Source organism: Pseudomonas sp. WS 5051, from assembly GCF_012985715.1.
GTDB classification, from domain to species: domain Bacteria; phylum Pseudomonadota; class Gammaproteobacteria; order Pseudomonadales; family Pseudomonadaceae; genus Aquipseudomonas; species Aquipseudomonas bubulae.
This window is the reverse complement of sequence record NZ_JAAQWV010000004.1, coordinates 55,757-76,266: the sequence shown is the minus strand read 5'-3', so window position 1 is coordinate 76,266 and position 20,510 is coordinate 55,757. Positions and strand designations below refer to the sequence as shown.

Annotated in this window: 20 protein-coding genes; 10 read left to right on the top strand and 10 right to left on the bottom strand. The window is 58.2% G+C overall.

The genetic code is table 11. The features are described 5' to 3' along the window. Positions 1–61 precede the first annotated feature (61 nt). Positions 62–2,245, top strand: a complete 2,184-nt coding sequence (locus HBN79_RS07430) for a patatin-like phospholipase family protein (protein WP_169916626.1) — start codon at positions 62–64, stop codon at positions 2,243–2,245. Between the two features lie 122 nt (positions 2,246–2,367). On the opposite strand, the gene HBN79_RS07425 is transcribed toward HBN79_RS07430, so the two are convergent. Continuing rightward, positions 2,368–2,802, bottom strand: a complete 435-nt coding sequence (locus tag HBN79_RS07425) for a MarR family transcriptional regulator (RefSeq protein ID WP_095002651.1) — start codon at positions 2,800–2,802, stop codon at positions 2,368–2,370. Between the two features lie 119 nt (positions 2,803–2,921). Then, positions 2,922–5,051 (bottom strand): DNA helicase RecQ, encoded by a 2,130-nt coding sequence (gene recQ / locus HBN79_RS07420; RefSeq protein ID WP_095024137.1) that lies wholly within the window; start codon positions 5,049–5,051, stop codon positions 2,922–2,924. Between the two features lie 269 nt (positions 5,052–5,320). Here recQ and HBN79_RS07415 point away from each other — a divergent pair, with 269 nt between their 5' ends. Both HBN79_RS07415 and HBN79_RS07410 read left to right on the top strand, forming a co-directional pair. Continuing rightward, a complete protein-coding gene (locus tag HBN79_RS07415; protein ID WP_095002653.1) occupies positions 5,321–5,908 on the top strand; it encodes a YecA family protein in 588 nt (195 codons plus the stop codon). Positions 5,909–5,915: 7 nt separating this feature from the next. Then, entirely contained in the window at positions 5,916–6,314 is a 399-nt protein-coding gene (locus HBN79_RS07410) for a YbaN family protein (RefSeq protein ID WP_169916488.1), read from the top strand. Between the two features lie 95 nt (positions 6,315–6,409). On the opposite strand, the gene HBN79_RS07405 is transcribed toward HBN79_RS07410, so the two are convergent. Together HBN79_RS07405 and HBN79_RS07400 are read right to left on the bottom strand one after the other, a co-directional pair. After that, positions 6,410–7,015, bottom strand: a complete 606-nt coding sequence (locus tag HBN79_RS07405; RefSeq protein WP_095002654.1) for a DTW domain-containing protein — start codon at positions 7,013–7,015, stop codon at positions 6,410–6,412. 17 nt (positions 7,016–7,032) lie between these two features. Continuing rightward, positions 7,033–7,926 carry a LysR family transcriptional regulator gene (locus HBN79_RS07400; RefSeq protein WP_095002655.1) on the bottom strand — a complete coding sequence of 298 codons (894 nt, stop codon included), beginning with the start codon at positions 7,924–7,926 and terminating at the stop codon, positions 7,033–7,035. Positions 7,927–8,170: 244 nt separating this feature from the next. Between HBN79_RS07400 and speB the strand changes: the two genes are divergently transcribed. The 3 genes from speB (at position 8,171) to HBN79_RS07385 (ending at position 11,292) form a co-directional block, all read left to right on the top strand. After that, a complete protein-coding gene (gene speB, locus HBN79_RS07395) occupies positions 8,171–9,121 on the top strand; it encodes an agmatinase (RefSeq protein WP_095002656.1) in 951 nt (316 codons plus the stop codon). A gap of 96 nt (positions 9,122–9,217) precedes the next feature. Beyond that, positions 9,218–10,597 carry a sodium:solute symporter gene (locus tag HBN79_RS07390; protein WP_169916487.1) on the top strand — a complete coding sequence of 460 codons (1,380 nt, stop codon included), beginning with the start codon at positions 9,218–9,220 and terminating at the stop codon, positions 10,595–10,597. 212 nt (positions 10,598–10,809) lie between these two features. Further along, positions 10,810–11,292, top strand: a complete 483-nt coding sequence (locus tag HBN79_RS07385; protein WP_095002658.1) for a hypothetical protein — start codon at positions 10,810–10,812, stop codon at positions 11,290–11,292. 113 nt (positions 11,293–11,405) lie between these two features. Here the strand turns inward: HBN79_RS07385 and HBN79_RS23925 are convergent, their stop codons facing one another. Both HBN79_RS23925 and HBN79_RS07380 read right to left on the bottom strand, forming a co-directional pair. Further along, positions 11,406–11,531 carry a PA1414 family protein gene (locus HBN79_RS23925; RefSeq protein WP_262372316.1) on the bottom strand — a complete coding sequence of 42 codons (126 nt, stop codon included), beginning with the start codon at positions 11,529–11,531 and terminating at the stop codon, positions 11,406–11,408. A gap of 156 nt (positions 11,532–11,687) precedes the next feature. Further along, the gene (locus HBN79_RS07380) at positions 11,688–12,563 is read right to left on the bottom strand and encodes a LysR family transcriptional regulator (protein ID WP_095002659.1); all 876 of its coding nucleotides are present in this window, start codon (positions 12,561–12,563) and stop codon (positions 11,688–11,690) included. Between the two features lie 103 nt (positions 12,564–12,666). Here HBN79_RS07380 and HBN79_RS07375 point away from each other — a divergent pair, with 103 nt between their 5' ends. Beyond that, on the top strand, positions 12,667–13,848 hold the full coding sequence (locus HBN79_RS07375; protein WP_130872353.1) for an MFS transporter: 1,182 nt from the start codon (positions 12,667–12,669) through the stop codon (positions 13,846–13,848). Here HBN79_RS07375 and HBN79_RS07370 read toward each other — a convergent pair. The 3 genes from HBN79_RS07370 to HBN79_RS07360 are packed head-to-tail and all read right to left on the bottom strand — an operon-like array spanning position 13,796 to position 16,031. Further along, on the bottom strand, positions 13,796–14,725 hold the full coding sequence (locus HBN79_RS07370; RefSeq protein WP_095002661.1) for a DMT family transporter: 930 nt from the start codon (positions 14,723–14,725) through the stop codon (positions 13,796–13,798). The two genes, HBN79_RS07375 and HBN79_RS07370, sit on opposite strands and share 53 nt — an antisense overlap. 42 nt (positions 14,726–14,767) lie before the next feature. After that, on the bottom strand, positions 14,768–15,172 hold the full coding sequence (locus HBN79_RS07365; RefSeq protein ID WP_095002662.1) for a DUF2177 family protein: 405 nt from the start codon (positions 15,170–15,172) through the stop codon (positions 14,768–14,770). Between the two features lie 22 nt (positions 15,173–15,194). Continuing rightward, on the bottom strand, positions 15,195–16,031 hold the full coding sequence (locus tag HBN79_RS07360; protein WP_095002663.1) for a S1-like domain-containing RNA-binding protein: 837 nt from the start codon (positions 16,029–16,031) through the stop codon (positions 15,195–15,197). A 358-nt stretch (positions 16,032–16,389) separates the two neighbouring features. On the opposite strand from HBN79_RS07360, the gene HBN79_RS07355 reads away from it, so the two are divergent. Both HBN79_RS07355 and HBN79_RS07350 read left to right on the top strand, forming a co-directional pair. Next, positions 16,390–16,569, top strand: coding sequence for a hypothetical protein (locus HBN79_RS07355; RefSeq protein WP_016781632.1), 180 nt, complete (start codon positions 16,390–16,392; stop codon positions 16,567–16,569). 194 nt (positions 16,570–16,763) lie between these two features. After that, positions 16,764–17,486: a TorF family putative porin gene (locus HBN79_RS07350; protein WP_169916486.1), complete on the top strand. Its 723-nt coding sequence runs from the start codon at positions 16,764–16,766 to the stop codon at positions 17,484–17,486. A 187-nt stretch (positions 17,487–17,673) separates the two neighbouring features. Here HBN79_RS07350 and HBN79_RS07345 read toward each other — a convergent pair whose 3' ends face one another. Beyond that, positions 17,674–19,020: a DEAD/DEAH box helicase gene (locus tag HBN79_RS07345; RefSeq protein ID WP_095002665.1), complete on the bottom strand. Its 1,347-nt coding sequence runs from the start codon at positions 19,018–19,020 to the stop codon at positions 17,674–17,676. 191 nt (positions 19,021–19,211) lie between these two features. On the opposite strand from HBN79_RS07345, the gene HBN79_RS07340 reads away from it, so the two are divergent. Then, positions 19,212–20,480 carry a mechanosensitive ion channel family protein gene (locus HBN79_RS07340; RefSeq protein WP_095002666.1) on the top strand — a complete coding sequence of 423 codons (1,269 nt, stop codon included), beginning with the start codon at positions 19,212–19,214 and terminating at the stop codon, positions 20,478–20,480. Positions 20,481–20,510: the final 30 nt, after the last annotated feature.

The following is a 20,510-nucleotide window of genomic DNA, read 5'->3' as shown; positions in this document are numbered from 1 at the left end:
GGCTCTTGAAAGGAAGGCGCCGCTATAATAGCCGCCTTTTTCGCTTGCCCAGAGACTCATGATGCGCCGCCTGCTCTGTTGTTTGTTTCTGTGTCTTTGCCCTTTGGTGCTGTTTGCCGCCGAAGCCGCCAAACCCAAAGTCGGCCTTGTGCTGTCCGGCGGCGCGGCCCGTGGCCTGGCCCACGTTGGCGTATTAAAGGCCCTGGAAGAACAGGGCATTCATATCGATGCCATCGCGGGCACCAGCATGGGCGCAGTGATTGGCGGTCTGTATGCCTCCGGCTACAAAATCGATGAGCTGGAAAAACTCGCGCTGAGCATCGACTGGCAAGAGGCCCTGTCCGATGCGCCGGAGCGCGAAGACATACCTTTTCGGCGCAAGCAGGATGACCGCGACTTTCTGGTCAAGCAACAACTCAGTTTCCGCGACGATGGCAGCCTGGGCCTGCCATTGGGCGTGATTCAGGGCCAGAACCTGGCATTGCTGCTCGAAAGCCTGCTGGCCCACAGCAGTGATGTGCGCGACTTCGACAAACTGCCAATCCCGTTCCGCGCCGTGGCCACTGATATCGTCAATGGCGAAAAAGTGGTGTTTCGCAAAGGGCATCTGCCCCAGGTGATCCGCGCCAGCATGTCAATCCCGGCGGTATTCGCCCCGGTCGAGATCAACGGCCAGCTGTTGGTCGATGGCGGCATGGTCGACAATATCCCGGTGGATGTGGCCCGGGAGATGGGCGTGGACATGGTCATTGTGGTGGATATCGGCACCCCGTTGCGGGGGCGCAAACAACTCAACACCGTGTTCGACATCCTCAACCAGTCGATCACCCTGATGACCCGAAGCAATTCAGAAGTGCAGCTGGCATCATTGAAGCCTGACGATATTTTGATTCAGCCCGCCCTGGCCAGCTATGGCGCCACTGATTTTGGCCGCTCACTTGACATCATCAATGCAGGCTACAGGGCCACGCAGGTGCTTGAGAAACGCCTCGCCAGCCTGCGTCAACCTACGGACGTGCAACTGGCTGAAGCCCGCCCCCCCGAAGAACGCACTCCGGTGATTACCGCGATCAAGATCGAAAACGACTCGAAAATCGGCGATTCGGTAATCCGCTACTATATTCGCCAGCCCATCGGCGAGCCCCTGGACCTGGGCCGCCTGCAACGTGACATGGGCACGTTGTACGGGCTCGATTACTTCGATCAGGTGCAATACCGCGTGGTGCACAAGGGCAAGGAGCGCACCCTGGTCATCAGCGCCAAAGGCAAGCGCAGCGGTACTGACTACCTGCGCCTGGGGCTGAACCTGTCGGACGACATGCGCGGCGACAGCGCGTTCAATATTGGTGCCAGCTACCGAGTCAACGGCATCAACCGGCTGGGTGCCGAATGGCTGACGCGGGTGCAGATTGGCGACAAGCAAGAGCTGTACAGCGAATTTTACCAGCCCCTGGATGCCGGCTCGCGCTACTTTGTCGCCCCCTATATCCGCGCCCAGTCACAAAACGTGGAAATCATCGACGAGAACGACCCTATTGCCGAGTACCGGCTGGAGCGCTATGGCTTTGGTCTTAACTTTGGTCGCCAAATTGGTAACAGCGGTGAAATTCGCCTGGGCATCGGTGAGGCATGGGGCAAGGCTGACGTACGCATCGGTGAGCGCGACATGCCAAGCCTCAACTTCAAAGAGGGATCCTATGATTTGAAGTACTCATTCGACTCACTGGATAACGTGTACTTCCCCCATTCAGGAGAAGACATCAGCCTGAGCCTGCGCCAGTTCGACCCGAGCCTTGGCTCGGATGAGCGCTATCGACAGTGGGAATTCAAACTGGACAAAGCCATGAGTTCAGGCCCCAATACCTGGATATTGGGCGGGCGTTACGGACGTACTCTGGACAAGACTGAAATTGTCACCTCGAGCTTCTTGCTCGGCGGGGCACGACAACTCTCGGGTTTCAGGGAAGATGCGATTTCGGCACAGAATATAAGCCTGATGCGCGCCGTTTATTATCGTCGCCTCACGCCCCGCTCGTATTTGCCGTTTGATTTTCCGTTGTATGCCGGCGCTTCTCTGGAGCGCGGACGTGCCTGGAACAACGACAACGAGTACAACAGCGGCTATATCAATGCGGCGAGCATTTTTATCGGCTTTGACACGCCGCTGGGGCCGCTGAACTTCAGCTACGGCTTCAACGATGATGACCAGAAAGCGCTGTATCTGAACCTGGGGCAGACGTTCTGACGGCTAGAAAACAGACTACTGTGGGAGCGAGCCTGCTCGCGATGCTGGCAGCGTGGTCTTTTAGACAGGCCGCAGTGATGCCATCGCGAGCAGGCTCGCTCCCACAACAGGGATGTGTGAGATCAGTTCTTTTCGAGGTTATCCAGTATCCGCTTGTGCACACGCAGGCAAATGCGCGCTTCTTCTTCATCAATACCCACGAACAGTTCCTGACGCAACGCCGTGGCAATGGCTTCGATCTGTTCGATCAGCGGGCGGGCAGAATCACTCAAGACGATTTTTTTCGCACGGCGGTCTTCAACCACCGCGTGACGCTGCACCAGCCCCTGCGCCTCGAGGCTGTCAAGCAGACGAGCCAGTGTCGGACCTTCAACGCCAACGCTCTGGGCCAGCTCGCGCTGCGTGGGCGCCTCGTCAAAACGGGCCAGATGCAAAAGCACCAGCCAGCGTGCCTGGGACAGGCCCAGGCCAGCGAGACGACGATCCAGCTCGGCACGCCAACCACGGGACATTTGGGCCAGTTGCATACCAAAACGGTGTTGATCGGTTAACGGCATAAAAAACTCAATGTTTAGACTGAAAATAGAGTGAAACTAATTATTAGTCAGCTAAGCATGCCGTTTGCTCATAGGCAAGGCCTATAAGTCAATCAATCGTTACATAATCCCCGTAATAGCTAGATTTCAAACTCCGATTGCAGGGCTGCACGCACGCAATACAGCACCCCCTCAGGTACCCGCCCCTTGAACTGCTCGGCGATGCTGGCCACGCTCGGCAGCTCGCCTTCACCATCGAGGAATGCATCCTGTACTTCCTCCATCAGCTCTTCAGGCAAGTCCAGTGCCTGCTCCAGCGACAGCTCCTGACGACCTATGGCTTCGGCCAGCATGGTGTAAACGTTCTTTTCCGAGCACTGCAATTGCCCGCTGATCTGCAGCGGAGTCATGCCGGCGCGGGCCAGGCTGATCAGTTCGTGGCGGATATCGGCCACCACCTTCGGTGTTTCGCCCTGCCCGCCCAGCACTTCGAGGAATGCCTCGCCATAACGCTCCAGCTTGCGTGCACCGACACCGCTGACCCTGGCCATCTCGGACATCGAGGTGGGCTGGCTGCGCAGCATTTCGAGCAGCGTGGAGTCGGGGAAGATGACATAGGGCGGTACGCCGTGCTCCTCGGCCAGTTTGCGCCGCAGGGCACGCAGGGCTTCCCACTGTTCGCGCTCTTCGCCACGCACCAGCTGGCTGGCCGGGCTGGCAGAGCTGCTCTTGACCGAGGTTTGCGGCTTGAGCTCGCGACGCAGCTCCAGGGTCACTTCGCCACGCAGCAACGGCCGGCAGCTGTCGCTCAGGCGCAGGCCGCCGTAGCCTTCAATATCGATGTCAGCCAGACCACGGGCCACCAGCTGGCGGAAAAGCGTGCGCCACTCGCCTTCGGCGCGGGCTTTGCCCACACCAAAAACAGACAGATGTTGATGGCCAAAGCTGCGGACTTTTTCGTTTTCGCGACCCAGCAGCACGTCGATCAAGTGTCCGGTACCATAACGTTGGCCCGTGCGATAAATCGCTGACAGCGCCTGACGCGCTGGTTCGGTGGCATCCCAGGTCTGCACGCCGTCCACGCAGTTGTCGCAATGCCCGCAAGGTTGTGGCATTTCTTCATCAAAGTAAGCGAGCAGGGTCTGACGGCGGCAGCGGGTTTCTTCACACAGCGACAGCATGGCGTCGAGTTTGTGGTGCTCCAGACGCTTGTGTCGCTCGTCGCCTTCGGAGTTTTGCAGCATCTGCTTGAGCATCACCACGTCTTGCAGGCCGTAGGCCATCCAGGCATCCGCCGGCAGACCATCACGGCCTGCGCGGCCGGTTTCCTGGTAATACGCCTCTAGGGACTTGGGCAAGTCCAGATGCGCAACGAAACGCACGTTGGACTTGTCGATGCCCATACCGAACGCAATGGTGGCTACCATGATCAGCCCTTCCTCGTTGAGGAAGCGCTTCTGGTTGGCAGCCCGGGTGTCGCTGGGCAAGCCGGCGTGATATGGCAAGGCCGGGAACCCCTGATCGCAGAGGAACTGCGCGACTTCATCGACTTTTTTACGGGACAGGCAGTAGACGATGCCCGCATCGCTGCGACGCTCCGACAAGAACGCCAGCAACTGCTTGCGCGGCTGCTCTTTGGGCACGATGCGATAGAAAATATTGGGACGGTCGAAGCTCGACAAAAAGCGTTCGGCATTCTGCAAATGCAGGCGAGTGACGATCTCTTCGCGGGTGCGCTTGTCGGCCGTGGCCGTCAGGGCAATTCGCGGCACAGTGGGAAACACTTCAGCCAGTTGGCCCAGCTGCAGGTATTCAGGGCGGAAGTCGTGGCCCCATTGCGATACGCAGTGAGCTTCGTCGATGGCAAACAAGGCGATGTCCAGGCTCTGCAAAAACGCCATCATGCGCGGCTGCACCAGACGCTCCGGCGCAAGATAGAGCATCTTGACTTCGCCGCGCTTGATACGGTTGGCCAGCTCGCGCTGCTGCTCGGCACTCAGGGTCGAATTCAAGGACGCCGCGGCCACCCCGAGTTCTTCAAGGGTCGCGACCTGGTCGTCCATCAAGGCAATCAGCGGCGATACCACCACGGCCAGGCCATCGCGCAGCAAGGCCGGCACCTGGAAGCACAGGGACTTGCCGCCGCCGGTGGGCATCAGCACCAGGGCGTCGCCACCATTGGCCACGCGCTCAATAATGTCACCCTGGCGGCCACGGAAACTGTCGTAGCCGAAGATGTCTTTGAGTACGCGTTGAGCCTGTTCGAGCATAGAAACTCCAGAAATCGCCGAAACACCCCTGCGCCAGCACGATCCGCTACGCCCGCAAGCCTCTAAAAGGCTCGGACCCAGGCCACCGGTACGCGACATTTAACGCAGGGCATCACAAAACGCGGCAGTATACCCGAGCACTCCCCCGCTGCGGGGGGTGTAATTGCAACACCGATAACCGGGAACTGATGGCAAATGTGCCCTGCGACTGGCTTGGAAGCTCAAGAAAGCCTAGAATTCACTATCGTTTATTTACTAGGTAACACTTAATGTCCTTCGCTGAGCAACTAACCCGCCTGCAAGCCTTCCTCGACGCCGACGAGCTGCATGACGAGGCGCTGGACTACGTGGCCACCCACGGCTATCTGACTGCCCTATCCATCTGTTCCGAGGAAGTGCCAGAGCGCGAATGGATCGACGCGATCTTCTCCGAAGCCCCGCACTACAAGGACGACGCCCAGCGCGCCGAAATCGAAGGCACGCTGATCCAGCTCAAGGCACATATCGCTCGCCAGTTGGCATCCGATGAAGAGTTCGAATTGCCATGCGACCTGGATCTGGGCGACGAGCCGGATGATTCCGACCTGCGCGGCTGGTGTGTAGGCTTTATGGAAGGCGTATTCATGCGCGAAGCCGCCTGGTTCGAAACCGCCGAAGAAGAAGTCAGCGAAATGCTGCTGCCAATCATGGTGGGCTCGGGCCTGTTCGATGATCAGCCAGAATTCGAAGACATCGCCAAAGATGCCAACCTGATGGACGACATGATCGTTCAGATTCCGGAAGCGCTGACGGCCCTGTACCTGCTGTGCCAGGCGCCAGACGAAAAGCCGGCGATCCTCAAACCGCGCCACCACTGATCCTTTAGTGGTTCAGCCCCCACTCGGCAACCGCCCGCGGTTGCTGCGCTACGCTTTGTTTGCCATTGGCTGGCTGAGCGTAGCCCTGGGGGTGATCGGCATATTTCTGCCGGTACTGCCTACAACCCCCTTTCTGCTATTGGCTGCCGCATGCTTTGCGCGCAGTTCGCCGCGTTTTTATCAATGGCTGGTCGAGCACCCACGGCTCGGGCCATGGATCCGCGACTACCTGGACGGTAATGGCATCCCGCTCAAGGGCAAGGTCTACGCCATTGGCCTGATGTGGCTGAGCATTGGCCTGTCCTGCTACCTGGTACCCTTGCCATGGGCCCGGGGCTTTATGCTGACCAGTGCCGTGCTGGTGAGCATCTACATCCTGCGACAAAAAACCCTCGAAAAACCCTGAAACCCTTGTAGGAGCGGGCTTGCTCGCGATCGCCTCAACTCGGTTTCCCTGACATACCCCGCCGCCTGCATCGCGAGCAAGCCCGCGCCCACAGATTACGACTTGTGCCCGTGATTTTTCAGATAGGTATCGGCGCCCATCGCTTCGATCTGGCCTTCAATCAACGCCTCGAACGGGCGCAGCAACGGCGTGAACGAGGTGGCCGGCTCCAGAATTTCCAGCGCCTGCACAATCGCTTCCAAAGTAGACAGGGCACCCGGCCCCGGCGCCTTGCGCAACCGGTAACGTGACACAGCGCCCTCGGGCAACGTCACCCGCGGCAATTGCGCCAGCAGCGGATTAAGGTGCAGCAACTTGCGCGCTTTGCGCCAGGTGCCATCGGGTACCACCAACAGCAACGGCAGGTCTTGCTCGCCGACAACATCGGCCACGATCAGTTGCGCATCGTCACCGGGGAACAATAACCGCGCCCGATACCCCGGCGGGTTGAGCAAGGTTGCCAAATCTTCGAACACCTCGCCAACCACCAATTGTGCGTTGGTCAGCCCCAAGGCTGCCAGTCGGGCGGTGTTCAGTGCGTGATTGACCTCACTGGGGTGCTGCAACAGCAACACGCGGGTACGGCTTGCCAGTTGTGGAATAAGTTCGCACAGGCAGTGGGACTGCGGGCGCATACAGCGCGGGCATTGGGCTCGGGACATAGAGTAAACGGGCTCGTTCAAGGTTTATGAAGCTGGGCTTTGAGCAGGTCGCGAAACGTCTGGATCAAGGGTTCGCGGCTGCGACCACGGCGTACGATCATCGAGAACGGTGCCTGATAGCCAAAGGTCGCGGGGAGCAGCACGCGCAGGTCACCCTTCTCCACCCAGGGTTCGGCATAGTGTTCGGGCAGGTAACCGATGTAGGCGCCCGAGAGCACCAGAATCAGCTGTGCCTCCATGCTGTCCACCGTCGCGGCGCTGTGCTTGAAGCCGTGGCGCGCCAGTTCAGCCTGGCTCCAGTAGCCGCGCCCGACCATCCGCTGCTGGGTAATCACCGGCCCGGGGATACGCCGTTCACTGAACAGAGGGTGTCGCGTGCTGCAGTACAGCCAGTGCTGCTCGCGGTACAACGGCTGGTAGACCAGCCCGCTCATGCGCGTGGAAAACGCTCCGATGGCCAGGTCCAGGCGATTGTCCTGAACCCCGAGCTGCAATTCATACGGGCTCATCACCGATAAATGCAGGTGCACCGCTGGATGCTCCTGGCTATAGGCACCAATGGCCTCGGCAAAGGGCAAGGCCTTGTCGTTGACCGTCGAGTCGATCACACCCAGGTTCAGGGTACCGCGCAACTCACCCTTGAGCGCTGCCGCGTATTGCTCGAAACCTTCCAGTTCGCCCAGCAGGCGCAGGGTTTCCTGATGGAACAACTCGCCCTTGCTGGTCAGGCTGAACCCGCCACGACCGCGATGGCACAGCACCAGCCCCAGATTGGTTTCAAGCTGGCTCATATAAGTGCTGATGGCAGACGTCGAGAGGTTGAGCGCCTGCTGGGCATTGGCGAACCCCTGGTGCCTGACCACGCTGGCAAAAATTCGCAATAGTTTCAGATCGGGTAAAGCGTTGGCCATCAGTAACTCACTTTCCACCGTGGGAGCGGGCTTGCCCGCGATACAGGCGCCCGGGTTTCAGCCTGCTCTGTGGTGATGCATTCGCGAGCAAGCCCGCCCCCACAGGCAATGATGAATGATCAAAGTCTACCGCTATCAGTTTAGAAAAACCTGAACTAAGTATTTGTTCGCAGCGATTCTTCCCGCCTCGTACCTTTCGCAGAATCGAGCGCCATAACTCCTACAAAACGACGAGGCCTTACCCGTGGACAAAATTCTTCATCAACCACTGGGCGGTAATGAAATGCCGCGCTTCGCCGGCATCGCCACCATGATGCGCCTGCCCCACCTGCAATCGGCCGCCGGCCTTGACGCTGCTTTTGTCGGTGTGCCCCTGGATATCGGCACTTCGCTGCGCGCCGGCACCCGCTTCGGCCCCCGCGAAATCCGCGCCGAATCGGTAATGATCCGCCCGTACAACATGGCCACCGGCGCCGCCCCCTTTGATTCATTGTCGGTTGCCGATATCGGCGATGTGGCGATCAACACCTTCAACCTGCTGGACGCCGTGCGCATCATCGAAGAAGCCTACGACGAAATCCTTGAACACGATGTCATCCCCATGACCCTGGGCGGTGATCACACCATCACCCTGCCCATCCTGCGGGCCATCCATAAAAAGCACGGCAAGGTTGGCCTGGTGCATATCGATGCCCATGCCGATGTAAACGATCACATGTTTGGCGAGAAAATCGCCCACGGCACCACCTTCCGCCGCGCCGTGGAAGAAGGTCTGCTGGACTGTGACCGCGTGGTGCAGATCGGCCTGCGTGCCCAGGGCTATACCGCTGAGGACTTCAACTGGAGCCGCAAACAAGGGTTCCGCGTGGTGCAGGCCGAAGAGTGCTGGCATAAATCCCTGACGCCATTGATGGCCGAAGTGCGCGAGAAAGTCGGTAACGGCCCGGTGTACCTGAGCTTTGATATCGACGGCATCGACCCGGCCTGGGCGCCGGGCACCGGCACCCCGGAAATCGGCGGCCTGACCACCATCCAGGCAATGGAGGTGATCCGCGGTTGCCAGGGCCTCGACCTGGTCGGCTGCGATCTGGTAGAAGTCTCGCCGCCGTACGACACCACCGGCAACACTTCATTACTGGGCGCCAACCTGCTCTACGAAATGCTCTGCGTGCTGCCCGGCGTAGTACATCGATAAGGACATCTCTGCGGTGCCAGCAAGCCTTGCGCTTATGGCACCAAGCCACCGTGCTTTAGCTGCATCCATAAAAAAAATAATCGGAGATTCGCCATCATGGCTCTAGATCTACTGGTCGTCCTTATCTACGCAGCGGCAATGCTGGTGCTCGGTTACTACGGCATGCGCAAGGCCAAAACCCACGAAGACTATCTGGTTGCCGGACGAAATCTGGGACCCACGCTGTATATGGGCACGATGGCCGCCACCGTTTTGGGCGGTGCCTCTACCGTCGGCACCGTGCGCCTGGGCTATGTTCACGGGATTTCCGGCTTCTGGCTATGTGCCGCTCTGGGTTGCGGGATCATCGCGCTGAACCTGTTTTTGGCCAAGCCGCTGCTCAAACTGAAAATTTTTACCGTCACCCAGGTGCTGGAAAAACGCTACAACCCGATGGCCCGCCAGGCCAGTGCGGTGATCATGCTGGCCTACGCACTGATGATCGGCGTGACCTCAATCCTGGCCATCGGCACCGTTCTGGAAGTGCTGTTCGGACTGCCTTTCTGGATCTCGGTATTGATCGGTGGTGGCGTGGTGGTGATCTACTCCACCGTGGGCGGCATGTGGTCGCTGACCCTGACCGACATCGTCCAGTTCGTGATCAAGACGGTCGGCCTGATGTTCGTGCTGCTGCCCATCTGCCTGTACCGCGTCGGCGGCTGGGACGAACTGGTGAGCAAGTTGCCAGCCTCGAACTTCAGCTTCACCAGCATCGGCTGGGACACGATCATCACCTACTTCATGATTTATTTTTTCGGCATCCTGATCGGCCAGGACATCTGGCAACGGGTGTTCACCGCCAAAACTGCCAAAGTGGCCAAGTATGCTGGCACATTCGCCGGGTTCTACTGCATCCTCTATGGCCTGACCTGTGCACTGATCGGCATGGCCGCACACGTGCTGATTCCCGATCTGGATAACGTCAACAACGCCTTTGCCGCCATCGTCAAAGTGTCGCTGCCAGACGGTATTCGCGGGTTGGTGATTGCAGCAGCACTGGCGGCCATGATGTCCACCGCCAGCGCCGGTTTGCTGGCAGCCTCCACCGTACTGACCGAAGACCTGTTGCCAAGGCTGCGCGGCGGCAAGCAGTCGAGCCTGGGGATCAACCGCCTGTTTACCCTGTTGACGGGCATTGCCGTACTGGGTATCGCGCTGGTGGTGTCTGATGTGATCAGCGCCCTGACCCTGGCCTACAACCTGCTGGTGGGCGGCATGCTGGTGCCATTGATCGGCGCGATTTTCTGGAAACGCGCCACTACAGCGGGCGCCATCTCCAGCATGAGCCTGGGTTTTATCACCGCATTGATCTTCATGATCAAGGACGGCCTGGACGCCAACACCCCGATCTACTACAGCCTGGCCGTGGCACTGGCAAGCTTTGTGCTGGTCAGCCTGATAGATCGGCGCCCTGTGGCGGTGGCCAGCGTCGCCTGAGAAGGTCTTTCTTGAGCGGGTCCGACGTTCCTGTTCGTACCCGTTTTTCTGCCGATCTCATTTCATACAACCGCAAACACCAATACCCCGCTCACGCAGCGCCTTGTCGCTGCCAGCCCATTAGTCAGTCCAACTACGCTTGAAAAGCGGCTACAGGGGATGTAGCCGCTCAACTTCAAACTACCTGTGATTGATTAAATGGACTTAACACCATGACCCACTTCAAGACGTACCTGGCTATTGCCGTGGTGGCCACCACCACGATGCTCACCGGCATGAATGCTCAAGCCGATGTCACCACACTGACATTCGAGATCATCAACAACACCTCCGGGCCGCTCAAACTCAATCGTTCAAACTGGAACCTGTCGCTGGTCGAACCTGGCTACTTTGATGTCGATCCGTTAAGCGAGCATTCGATTGCAGTCAGCTATAAAACCAGCTTCGGCTACCCGCGCAAAACCCCTGCGATACTTCGCGAAGTCTTTTCATACGCCAATGGCAATCGGGAATGCACCTTTAACACAGCACTGCGGGTTACCCAGTCATTTGGCGTATTCAAACCCACACTGAGCTCTACACGATCTGCCAGTGCAACCTCGACGGGTATGGATGATGCGAAATGTGAAGCGCGAATAACGGAGAAAACAGACCAGGCGCCGCTAAACTACAGCGTGCGTTTTACCATGGGCTGACAAGCCCTGATGGGTGGGGGCAGTTCACACTGCCCTTGTGTTGCCTGCAGCCCTTCACCCCTCTCGCCGGCAATCACCGGGAGCCGTGAACGGCACGCGACGCAAACGCAACTTTAGGGGCGACGTTGCGGACGACGACGCGGATCCTCGACAGGGATAGGCACAGGTTGCATTGGCGGCTCGATCAGGCCGAGGGCCACGCCCAGGTCATGGAGCCAGGTTTGCAGTTTGTCTTTCATATATCCCCCTTGGGGTCACTCGAGCGACGGGAATTCAGTGGTCGCTTCGTACAGATAATAGTCCTAAGTACTACAAGATGCTTGCTTAAGGTCAATGAACTTTAGGCTAAGTCGCCCCATACATCGGATTCAGGCCAGCACTTGAAGTTGCAGCGATTAATCATGAACTGGCAGCGAACGGGCCTGTTGCAGCTGTATCCAGGCATTCAGGTTTGCCCCCGTCATGCCTTTTCGCCACATCAGCCAGGTCGTGGCGCATGCAAAAGGTTGTTTCAAAGGGTGTACACGGACATTTTCACGCCCCGGCAAGCTGGCCAGCATCGAAGCCGGCATCAATGCGACCCCCGACCCCGCCGCCACGCACGCCAGCATGCCTTGATAGGATTCAATCTCCATTACCCGGCCCATGGCTGCGCGATCACTGGCGTACCAGGCTTCAAGCCGGGCCCGATAAGAACAGCCCTGGCGAAAAGTAAACACTTCACGCCCCTGCACATCCTTGGCGTGGGTGATCTGCGGATGATCCAGATCACTGATCAGTACCAGGCGCTCGTCACAAAACTCCACCCCGTCCAGGCCTGCCAATTCCAGCGGGCCATCCACCAGGGCGGCATCCAGGCGCCCGCCCAGCAGCCCTTCGAGCAACTCGCCGCTGGGTGCCGATTGCACATGCAGATTCACCGCCGGGTAGGTGCGATGGTAGTGCGCCAGCAGGTTCGGCAAATGGATTGCCGCAGTGCTGTACATGGTGCCCAGGGTGAACTTGCCCGAAGGCACGCCACCCTGCACCGCGCTCAGCGCTTCATCGTGCAGGGCAAACAAACGTGCGGTGTAATCCAGCAGCACCTGCCCTGCCGGAGATAACTGCAAGCGCTGACGCTCACGCATAAACAGTTCGACCCCCATCTGCTCTTCCAGTTGCTTGAGCCGGGTCGACAGGTTGGAAGGCACTCGGTGCAGACGCTCAGCCGCACGGGTGATCGACCCTTCTTCAGCCACGGCCTGAAAAATACGTAATTGGCTGAACTCCACACGATTCTCCAAAACAGAATAAGTAGATCACTATTATTCATTTTTAGAGAAAGTCAAATGCCACTAGCCTGACGGTCATTCTTCACTATCGGGAAATCCCAGCATGTCACCCCTGATTCGCCTGCTCGCCAGCCTTGTTGCACTCATGATGGCCATGGGCATTGGCCGTTTTTCCCTGACGCCGCAACTGCCGCACCTGATCAGCGAAGGCCAGATCGACCTGACCGGCGCAGGGCTGATTGCCGCCGCCAACTACCTGGGTTACCTGCTCGGCGCCCTGGATGCCATGCGCGCCAGGCGCCCCGACCAGGTGCGTAACCGATTGCATACAGGCCTGTGGCTGTGCGTTGGGCTGACGCTGGCGTCGTACTGGGCCCAGGGGTTTTGGGCGCATCTGTTATTACGATTCGGCTCCGGGATCGCCAGTGCCTGGGTGATGGTGATGATCACCGCACTGAGTCAGCACATCGCCATCACCGCCAACCGACCGCGTCTGGGCGCTCTGGTTTTTGCCGGGCCCGGTCTCGGGGTGATGCTGACCGGACTGCTGGCCCTGGCCGCCAATTTAACCGGGCAAGACTCGGCCACGCTCTGGATGATTTATGCCCTGGCGGCACTGCTGATGTTGCTGGTGATTTTGCCCGCGCTACCGCAACCCGCTGCACTTGCCGCCCGGCCTCAAACGATGCAGCCCGATAACCGGCAACCCGGGATCGCCCGTCTGGGAGCAATTTATGGGCTCTATGGCCTGGGCTATATCATCCCGGCGACATTTTTATCCCAGATGGCCAATGCCCGGTTTCATGGCCAGTGGCAAGCCGATCTGTTCTGGCCAGCATTCGGGCTATGTGCTGCCATTGGCGTGACACTGATCAGCTTTCGTCGGCCGCGCCCTGCTACCACGCGCTTCTGGCTGATGGGCGGGTTATGGATTCAAGCCCTTGGTGTGCTGGCGTGCCTGCTTCCGAGCAGCGCGGGGCTGGCACTTGGTGTAATCCTCTGCGGCACGCCGTTTCTGGCCTGCATGCCGCTGGTGATGCAGTGCTCACGGGATCTGGCGCCCAATGCCACAGCGCGCAATGCGGCCATGCTGACCGCCTGTTTCGCCGTGGGCCAACTGTGCGGGCCATTGCTGGCTGCACTGAGTAGCCATTTCAGCGGCGGCTTGCAACCGGCACTGATCATCGCGGCCAGCGGGCTGCTGCTAGCGGGCACTCTGGCCTGGCAGTCGGTCAGCCCCCCAGCAGAGCACGCACTTTGCGACGCACCCACTGCTCGGCGCTGACAAACGTAATACCGCACAGCACCAGCACTGCGCCCACCACAAAGTTGACGCTCAGAGGCTCATGCAGCACCAGCACACCGAATGTCACTCCGAACAGCGGGGTCATGAAGGAGAACACCGCCAAGTTGGAAGCCATATAACGCTTGAGTAACCAGAACCACACCAGATAACTGAAGAACGACACGACCAGCCCTTGAAACAGCACACTGGCCACCGCCACGGTGGTCAGGCTGACGTGGCTGATCTGGCCGCTGAAAGCGGCAATCACCAGCAGGCCGAAAAAACCGACAATCAACTGATAGAACAGGGTCAGGGTCACAGGTGCCTCCGACAACCGCGAGCCGCGCACCACCACCGTGGTCGCGCCCCAGGCCATGCCCGCCAGAATGGCGTAGGCATCGCCCAGCAGCACGTTGCGGTCCATGTCAGCAAACGACATACCGCCCGCGAATGAGAAGGCAATCCCGGCAAACGCAAGCAATATCCCCAGCCATTGCAAAGGCCGCAAGCGCTCGCTGGGCAACAGCCAGTTAATCCCGAGTGCGGTGAAAATGGGCGCGGTATAGAGAAATACCGACATATGCGCGGCACTGGTCAGTTGCAGGCCTTCGGAAATAAAGAAGAACTCCAGGCCGAACAAGCTGCCTGCCAGTAAACCGCCACGCCAGGTGGCAGGCACCTGGCTCCAGCCACCCTTCCAGCAGATCAGCAGCCCAACCAGCAGTGCTGAAATACCGGAGCGCATGGCGGCCTGCATCACGGGTGCGATATCGGGTGCCGCCAGCTTGATGATGACCTGTTGCACACCCCAGATCAGGCACAATCCCAGCATCACTTGCAGTGCGAAAGCATCCGTTGCTCGCCGCGAAACACTCATAGTTCACCCGAAAAAAGCCACACCTAAAAAGGTCGAAAACAATCAGGACGCCAGCTTGCGTGCCGCCCAATAACCCGACAGGGCTGCAAGACAGGTCAGTAACCCGCCCCAGGCCATGTCCATCAATGCCAACTGGGGCGACCAGCCTTGCAGCGTGGCCCAGTTCGTCATGTCATAGGTGCCATAAGCCACCAGCCCGAAAAACGCACCTGCCAGAGCAGCCCTGCGCGCACTGGCCCGGGCAAGGGCCGGCAACACCACAAAGAACACCACGCCCAGCACATACAGCAGGTAAAACACGATGGCCGGGCCCCACTTGGGTTGAGCCAGCATCAACGAACCCAACAGCTCTTTATAGGTAGAGCTCATAAGCAGGCCCAGCCACAGGCCGTCAAGCACCAGAAAAGCCAGTAACGCACCAATATACGCCCACACTGCCTTGCTCATGTCGCCAGCCCCTCGTGTTGGATCAGATCAGTTCGATACGGTCCGGGTGGATCGCAATCTTGCCTTCCTTGTAGAGCGCACCAATGGCTTTCTTGAAGTTGCCCTTGCTGACGCCAAAATGAGTACTGATGACTTCAGGGGCACTTTTGTCGCTCACGGCGAGCACACCGTTGTTGTCGCGCAACTTGCTGAGGATCTTCGAATTCAGGCTGCTGGCTGCTTCCTGGCCAACCGGTTGCAGGCTCAGGCTGATCTTGCCGTCCGCACGGACTTCCTTGATGTAGCCCTTTTCCTGCTTGCCCGCACGCATGAACTTGAAGATTTCATTCTTGTGGATCAAACCCCAGTGCTTGTTGTTGATCACGGCTTTAAAGCCCATGTCCGTGGCCTCGGCCACCAACAGATCAACTTCCTGGCCGACCTGATAATTGGCCGGGGTTTTGTCCAGGTAGCGGTCCAGACGGGCAGTCGCGGTGATACGACGCGTGTGCTTGTCGAGGTAGACGTGCACCACGACATATTCGCCGGCGGTCATCTGGCGCTTTTCTTCGGAATACGGCAACAGCAAATCTTTTGGTAAACCCCAATCGAGGAATACGCCGATGCTGTTAACTTCAACCACTTTCAAGCTGGCAAATTCACCGACTTGAACTTTTGGTTTTTCAGTGGTGGCAATTAACTTGTCAGCGCTGTCCAAATAAACAAAGACGTTGAGCCAGTCTTCATCTTCGCTGGGAATATCTTTTGGAATATAACGATTGGGCAACAGGATTTCGCCGTCAGCCCCACCATCCAGATACAAACCGAAGTTTGTATGTTTAACCACTTGCAAACTGTTGTAGCGACCGATTAAAGCCATGTCCAATACCCTCATTACGTAGGCGGCATTCTACCCGAGTTTAGGGGGGCAAATTGGAGTGCCGCAGCCCGCCATCCAAAAAATCTGCGAAAGGTTTGATTTATCAGGTTTTTCCAACGCGCCTTGGACGCCACTCGTCAGCCTGGCGGATGCTCAAAGGCCATCTGCGCACGGCCGGACACGTATACAAAACCTCCCACGTTATGAATTAAAACAGCGAGTTAGCCGACAATTATGCAGTCGTTCATGCTGACTCATACTGCACCGATATTATTTTACGAAGATATTTAACAAGCAATTGTCAAGTATTTCAGGTACTATCGCTGGCCAAGTTATTTTCTACAGGTCAATAGCCGCCATGCGTGTAAAAGCATCCGCCAGCAAAGCAAAGCCAGCTCCCGCTGTTGAAACCAGTGATTCCATCAATGCTCAAATCGAAGCATTCCTGAAATCCGGCGGCGAGATTCAGCAAATCAGCAAAGGCGTCAGCGGCCAAACTTTCGGCCCGTCCAAGCAAATCACGCTCGGCAAGAAGTAATACCCCCTCGCTTCATCTGGTCCTTATGCGCTTTGCCCTTCAAGGCGCTAGGACTCTCGATTTATCCCCTTTGTTCCCCTGCCCCGCCCCCGATTCGCATCGATAAATCGACGAACGGCACTTTGTTGCCGATATTCCTGCGTATGCTCCGAAGGCTCTGAATCAAGCCTTTGAGCCCAAATAGGGAGCCGATCATGCTGACACGGACGGTGTTGCTGGCCAGCACGCTGCTGACCAGCACCATTGCAGACGCACAGGTGTTTTCCCGCGAGCTGGGCGACTTCGACCTGAAGCTGGCCACCCAGCCCACCCGCAGCATGGCCCAGGGCCTGGTCAAGCCCACCAGCCCCGGCTCGACCTTTCATGGCGGCCTGGACCTGACCCACGACAGCGGCTGGTATGTCGGGCAATGGGCGCCAACCATGGGCATCAAGCCTGGCAGCAACCTGGAAGTGGATTCGTATCTGGGCTACAAGCGCCCCTTTGACCAGACCCTGAGCTATGAGCTGGGGGTGATCCATTACAGCTACCCCAAAGTCGACTCACTCGACAGCCAGCAGATCTTTGCAGGCCTCACCGTGCTGGGCACGCGCTTTGGCGCCGCCTTCAGCAATGATCCGGGGCGCCGCGACAGCACATTGTTTGCCGACCTGGGGGTCAACCAGCCCTTTGGCATCGGCGTAAGCATGAAATACACCACCCACCAACTGGGCACACCGGTGTCCATTGCCGACGGTGGCAGCGTACGCGCATTCAATGACTGGTCGATCAAACTCTCGCGCCCCTGGATGGGCATTGACCTCAACGTGATCTACAGCGATTCCAGCCTGGACGGCAGCGACTGCTCTGCCTACTCCGGGCAGAACACCCAGTGTGATGGCTTACTGACATTTAAGGCCGAGCGGACGTTCTACTGAAACGCCCGGGTTTTGTCGCAGCGGGCTTGCTCGCGATGCAGACGGCGCGGTTTCCCAGTCACCCCACGATGACACCATCGCAGGCAAGCCAGCTCCTGCAGACATTGCGGCGCTCACAAAATCTGCGGCGTTTCAGGCAACAAAAAACCCGGCGCAGGTCGGGTTTTTTGTGAGCCATGCCAGCGATTTACTCAGCCGCTGGTGCTTCTGGCTTGCGGCGCTTGAGCGGCGCCATGCCGTCCTTGCTGACCAACGAAAGAGCGTCGGTCTTCGGGCGGTTGGCGATCTTGCGCTTGGTCGGTGCCTTGGCGCCCGACTTCTTCTTGACGCCCTTGGCGTCGGTCTTTTTCTTCTTCACGCCAACAGCCTTACCCGAAGCCTTGACGTTTTTCGGGCCGCCGTAGACGCCTTTGACTTCCTTGATGGTACGGCGCTCGAAGCTTTGCTTCAGGTAGCGCTCAATGCTGGACATCAGGTTCCAGTCACCGTGGCAGATCAGCGAGATCGCCAGGCCATCATTGCCCGCACGGCCAGTACGACCAATACGGTGAACGTACTCGTCGCCGCTGCGAGGCATATCGAAGTTGATCACCAGATCCAGGCCTTCAACGTCCAGACCACGGGCCGCCACGTCGGTAGCCACCAGAATCTTGACGCCGCCCTGCTTCAGGCGATCGATGGCCAGCTTGCGGTCTTTCTGGTCTTTTTCACCGTGCAAGACGAACGCCTTGTACTCCTGAGCCACCAGGCGACCGTAAATGCGGTCAGCCATGGCACGGGTGTTGGTGAAAACGATGGCTTTTTGATAAGTCTCGTTAGCCAGCAGCCAGTTAACAATTTGCTCTTTGTGCTGGTTGTGGTCTGCCGTGATGATCTGCTGACGCGTGGTGGCGTTCAACTGGCTGACCTGGTTGAGCTGCAAGTGCTCAGGGTTGTTCAGTACCTTGCCGATCATCTCACGCAGGCCCGAACCACCGGTGGTGGCCGAGAACAGCATGGTTTGCTGACGGTTCGGGCACTCATCGACCAGACGTTGCACGTCTTCGGAGAAACCCATGTCGAGCATGCGGTCGGCTTCGTCGAGTACCAGAACTTCAACTTCTTTCAAGTCAAGGTTGCCGGCATTCAGTTGCTCGAGCAAACGGCCAGGGGTGCCGATCAGGATATCCGGCACCTTGCGCAGCATGGCCGCCTGAACCTTGAAGTCCTCACCGCCGGTGATCAGACCGGACTTGATGAACGTGAACTGCGAAAAACGCTCAACTTCTTTTAGCGTTTGCTGTGCCAGCTCGCGGGTCGGCAGCAAAATCAACGCTTTGATACTGACGCGGATTTTGGCAGGACCAATCAGACGATTCAGAATCGGCAGTACGAAAGCGGCGGTTTTGCCACTCCCGGTTTGAGCTGTAACCCGCAGGTCACGCCCTTCGAGCGCGAGCGGGATGGCCGCTGCTTGCACAGGCGTAGGCTCGACAAATTTAAGCTCGGCCACAGCTTTAAGCAGGCGTTCGTGCAGGGCGAAATCGGAAAACACGGGTGCTACCTCGAAGAAATACAAAAAATCAGCGGCATAGAGTAACGGTTTCGAGCGCCAAGGCCGAGTTACTTTGCACGAACGGCGTGAAACAAATGGTTTTTTAGGGTCTTTAGTCCAATCAGGGCCCACAAATCGCCCTGAAGTGCTCTAATCCCATGGCCATTTATTACCGGATATCGTTTTAGCTTATGGATACTCAAGCACTCTGGAGCCAAATCCAGGACCTGTGGGCCAATCTGGATCAACATCCCTGGGTTTCGGCCATACTGGGCCTGATCGTTCTCGTGGGCGTCGCCCTGCTGGCCGGTCATATCGCACGCATTATTATCCTGCGCGTGACCAAAATGCTCGGCCGCCAACCGGCCCTGCACTGGATCAATGATTTACGCGAACACAAGGTGTTCCATCGCCTGGCGCAACTGACTCCCTCGCTGATAGTGCAGTTCGGGCGCAATCTGGTGCCGGACATGAGCGACAACGGTCGCCACTTCCTTGGCAACCTGGCGCTGGCCATCACCATCTTCGTACTGACGCGGGTTATCAGTTCACTGCTGGACGCCTTGCTCGACATCTATTCGCGCACCAACTACGCCAAGACCCGCCCGATCAAGGGCTACATTCAGCTGACCAAAATGTTGCTGTATGTGTTCTCGGCCATCATCATTGTCGCGACCCTGATCGACCGCTCGCCAATGCTGCTGCTTTCCGGGCTGGGGGCAATGTCTGCGGTTATCCTGCTGGTCTACAAGGACACCCTGCTGTCGTTCGTGGCCAGCGTACAGTTGACCAGCAACGACTTGCTGCGGGTTGGCGACTGGATCGAAATGCCTCAGGTCGGGGCCGATGGTGATGTGATCGATATCACCCTGCATACCGTCAAGGTGCAGAATTTCGACAAGACCATTGTCTCGATACCCACCTGGCGCCTGATGTCCGAGTCGTTCAAGAACTGGCGCGGCATGCAGCAGTCCGGCGGCCGGCGGATCAAGCGCAGCCTGTTTATTGACGCAAGCGATGTTGCGTTCCTGACCGATGAGCAGGAGCAACGTCTGGAGGGAGTGCGCCTGCTGAGCGACTACCTGCATCGCAAGAAAGCCGAACTCAAAAGCTGGAATGAAGCCCAGGGCAACGTGGCAGCCATGTCAGCCAACCGTCGACGCATGACCAATATCGGTACTTTCCGCGCCTATGCCCTTGCCTATCTGAAAAGCCATGCCGATATCCAGCCGAACATGACCTGCATGGTGCGCCAACTGCAAACCACGCCTCAAGGCGTACCCCTGGAGGTGTACTGCTTTACCCGAACAACGGTATGGGACGAATACGAACGCATTCAGGGCGATATCTTCGACTATCTGCTGTCAGTACTGCCCGAGTTCGGTTTAAGCGTGTACCAGCAACCAAGCGGCAATGACCTGCGCAAGGGGCTGTTGACCAGAATACCGATCGAAGAGTGATGTATAGCCGCTGAGGCAAAAGTGATAGCT

Coding starts and splice junctions, on each gene's coding strand:
- HBN79_RS07375 (WP_130872353.1), top strand. CDS start 12,667: ATGTCACCCCTGATTCGCCTGCTCGCCAGCCTTGTTGCACTCATGATG.
- HBN79_RS07360 (WP_095002663.1), bottom strand. CDS start 16,031: ATGGCTTTAATCGGTCGCTACAACAGTTTGCAAGTGGTTAAACATACA.
- HBN79_RS07405 (WP_095002654.1), bottom strand. CDS start 7,015: ATGTCCCGAGCCCAATGCCCGCGCTGTATGCGCCCGCAGTCCCACTGC.
- recQ (WP_095024137.1), bottom strand. CDS start 5,051: ATGCTCGAACAGGCTCAACGCGTACTCAAAGACATCTTCGGCTACGAC.
- HBN79_RS07400 (WP_095002655.1), bottom strand. CDS start 7,926: ATGGCCAACGCTTTACCCGATCTGAAACTATTGCGAATTTTTGCCAGC.
- HBN79_RS07340 (WP_095002666.1), top strand. CDS start 19,212: ATGGATACTCAAGCACTCTGGAGCCAAATCCAGGACCTGTGGGCCAAT.
- HBN79_RS07370 (WP_095002661.1), bottom strand. CDS start 14,725: ATGAGTGTTTCGCGGCGAGCAACGGATGCTTTCGCACTGCAAGTGATG.
- HBN79_RS07355 (WP_016781632.1), top strand. CDS start 16,390: ATGCGTGTAAAAGCATCCGCCAGCAAAGCAAAGCCAGCTCCCGCTGTT.
- HBN79_RS07425 (WP_095002651.1), bottom strand. CDS start 2,802: ATGCCGTTAACCGATCAACACCGTTTTGGTATGCAACTGGCCCAAATG.
- HBN79_RS07430 (WP_169916626.1), top strand. CDS start 62: ATGCGCCGCCTGCTCTGTTGTTTGTTTCTGTGTCTTTGCCCTTTGGTG.
- HBN79_RS07390 (WP_169916487.1), top strand. CDS start 9,218: ATGGCTCTAGATCTACTGGTCGTCCTTATCTACGCAGCGGCAATGCTG.
- HBN79_RS07415 (WP_095002653.1), top strand. CDS start 5,321: ATGTCCTTCGCTGAGCAACTAACCCGCCTGCAAGCCTTCCTCGACGCC.
- HBN79_RS07365 (WP_095002662.1), bottom strand. CDS start 15,172: ATGAGCAAGGCAGTGTGGGCGTATATTGGTGCGTTACTGGCTTTTCTG.
- HBN79_RS07350 (WP_169916486.1), top strand. CDS start 16,764: ATGCTGACACGGACGGTGTTGCTGGCCAGCACGCTGCTGACCAGCACC.
- HBN79_RS07385 (WP_095002658.1), top strand. CDS start 10,810: ATGACCCACTTCAAGACGTACCTGGCTATTGCCGTGGTGGCCACCACC.
- HBN79_RS23925 (WP_262372316.1), bottom strand. CDS start 11,531: ATGAAAGACAAACTGCAAACCTGGCTCCATGACCTGGGCGTGGCCCTC.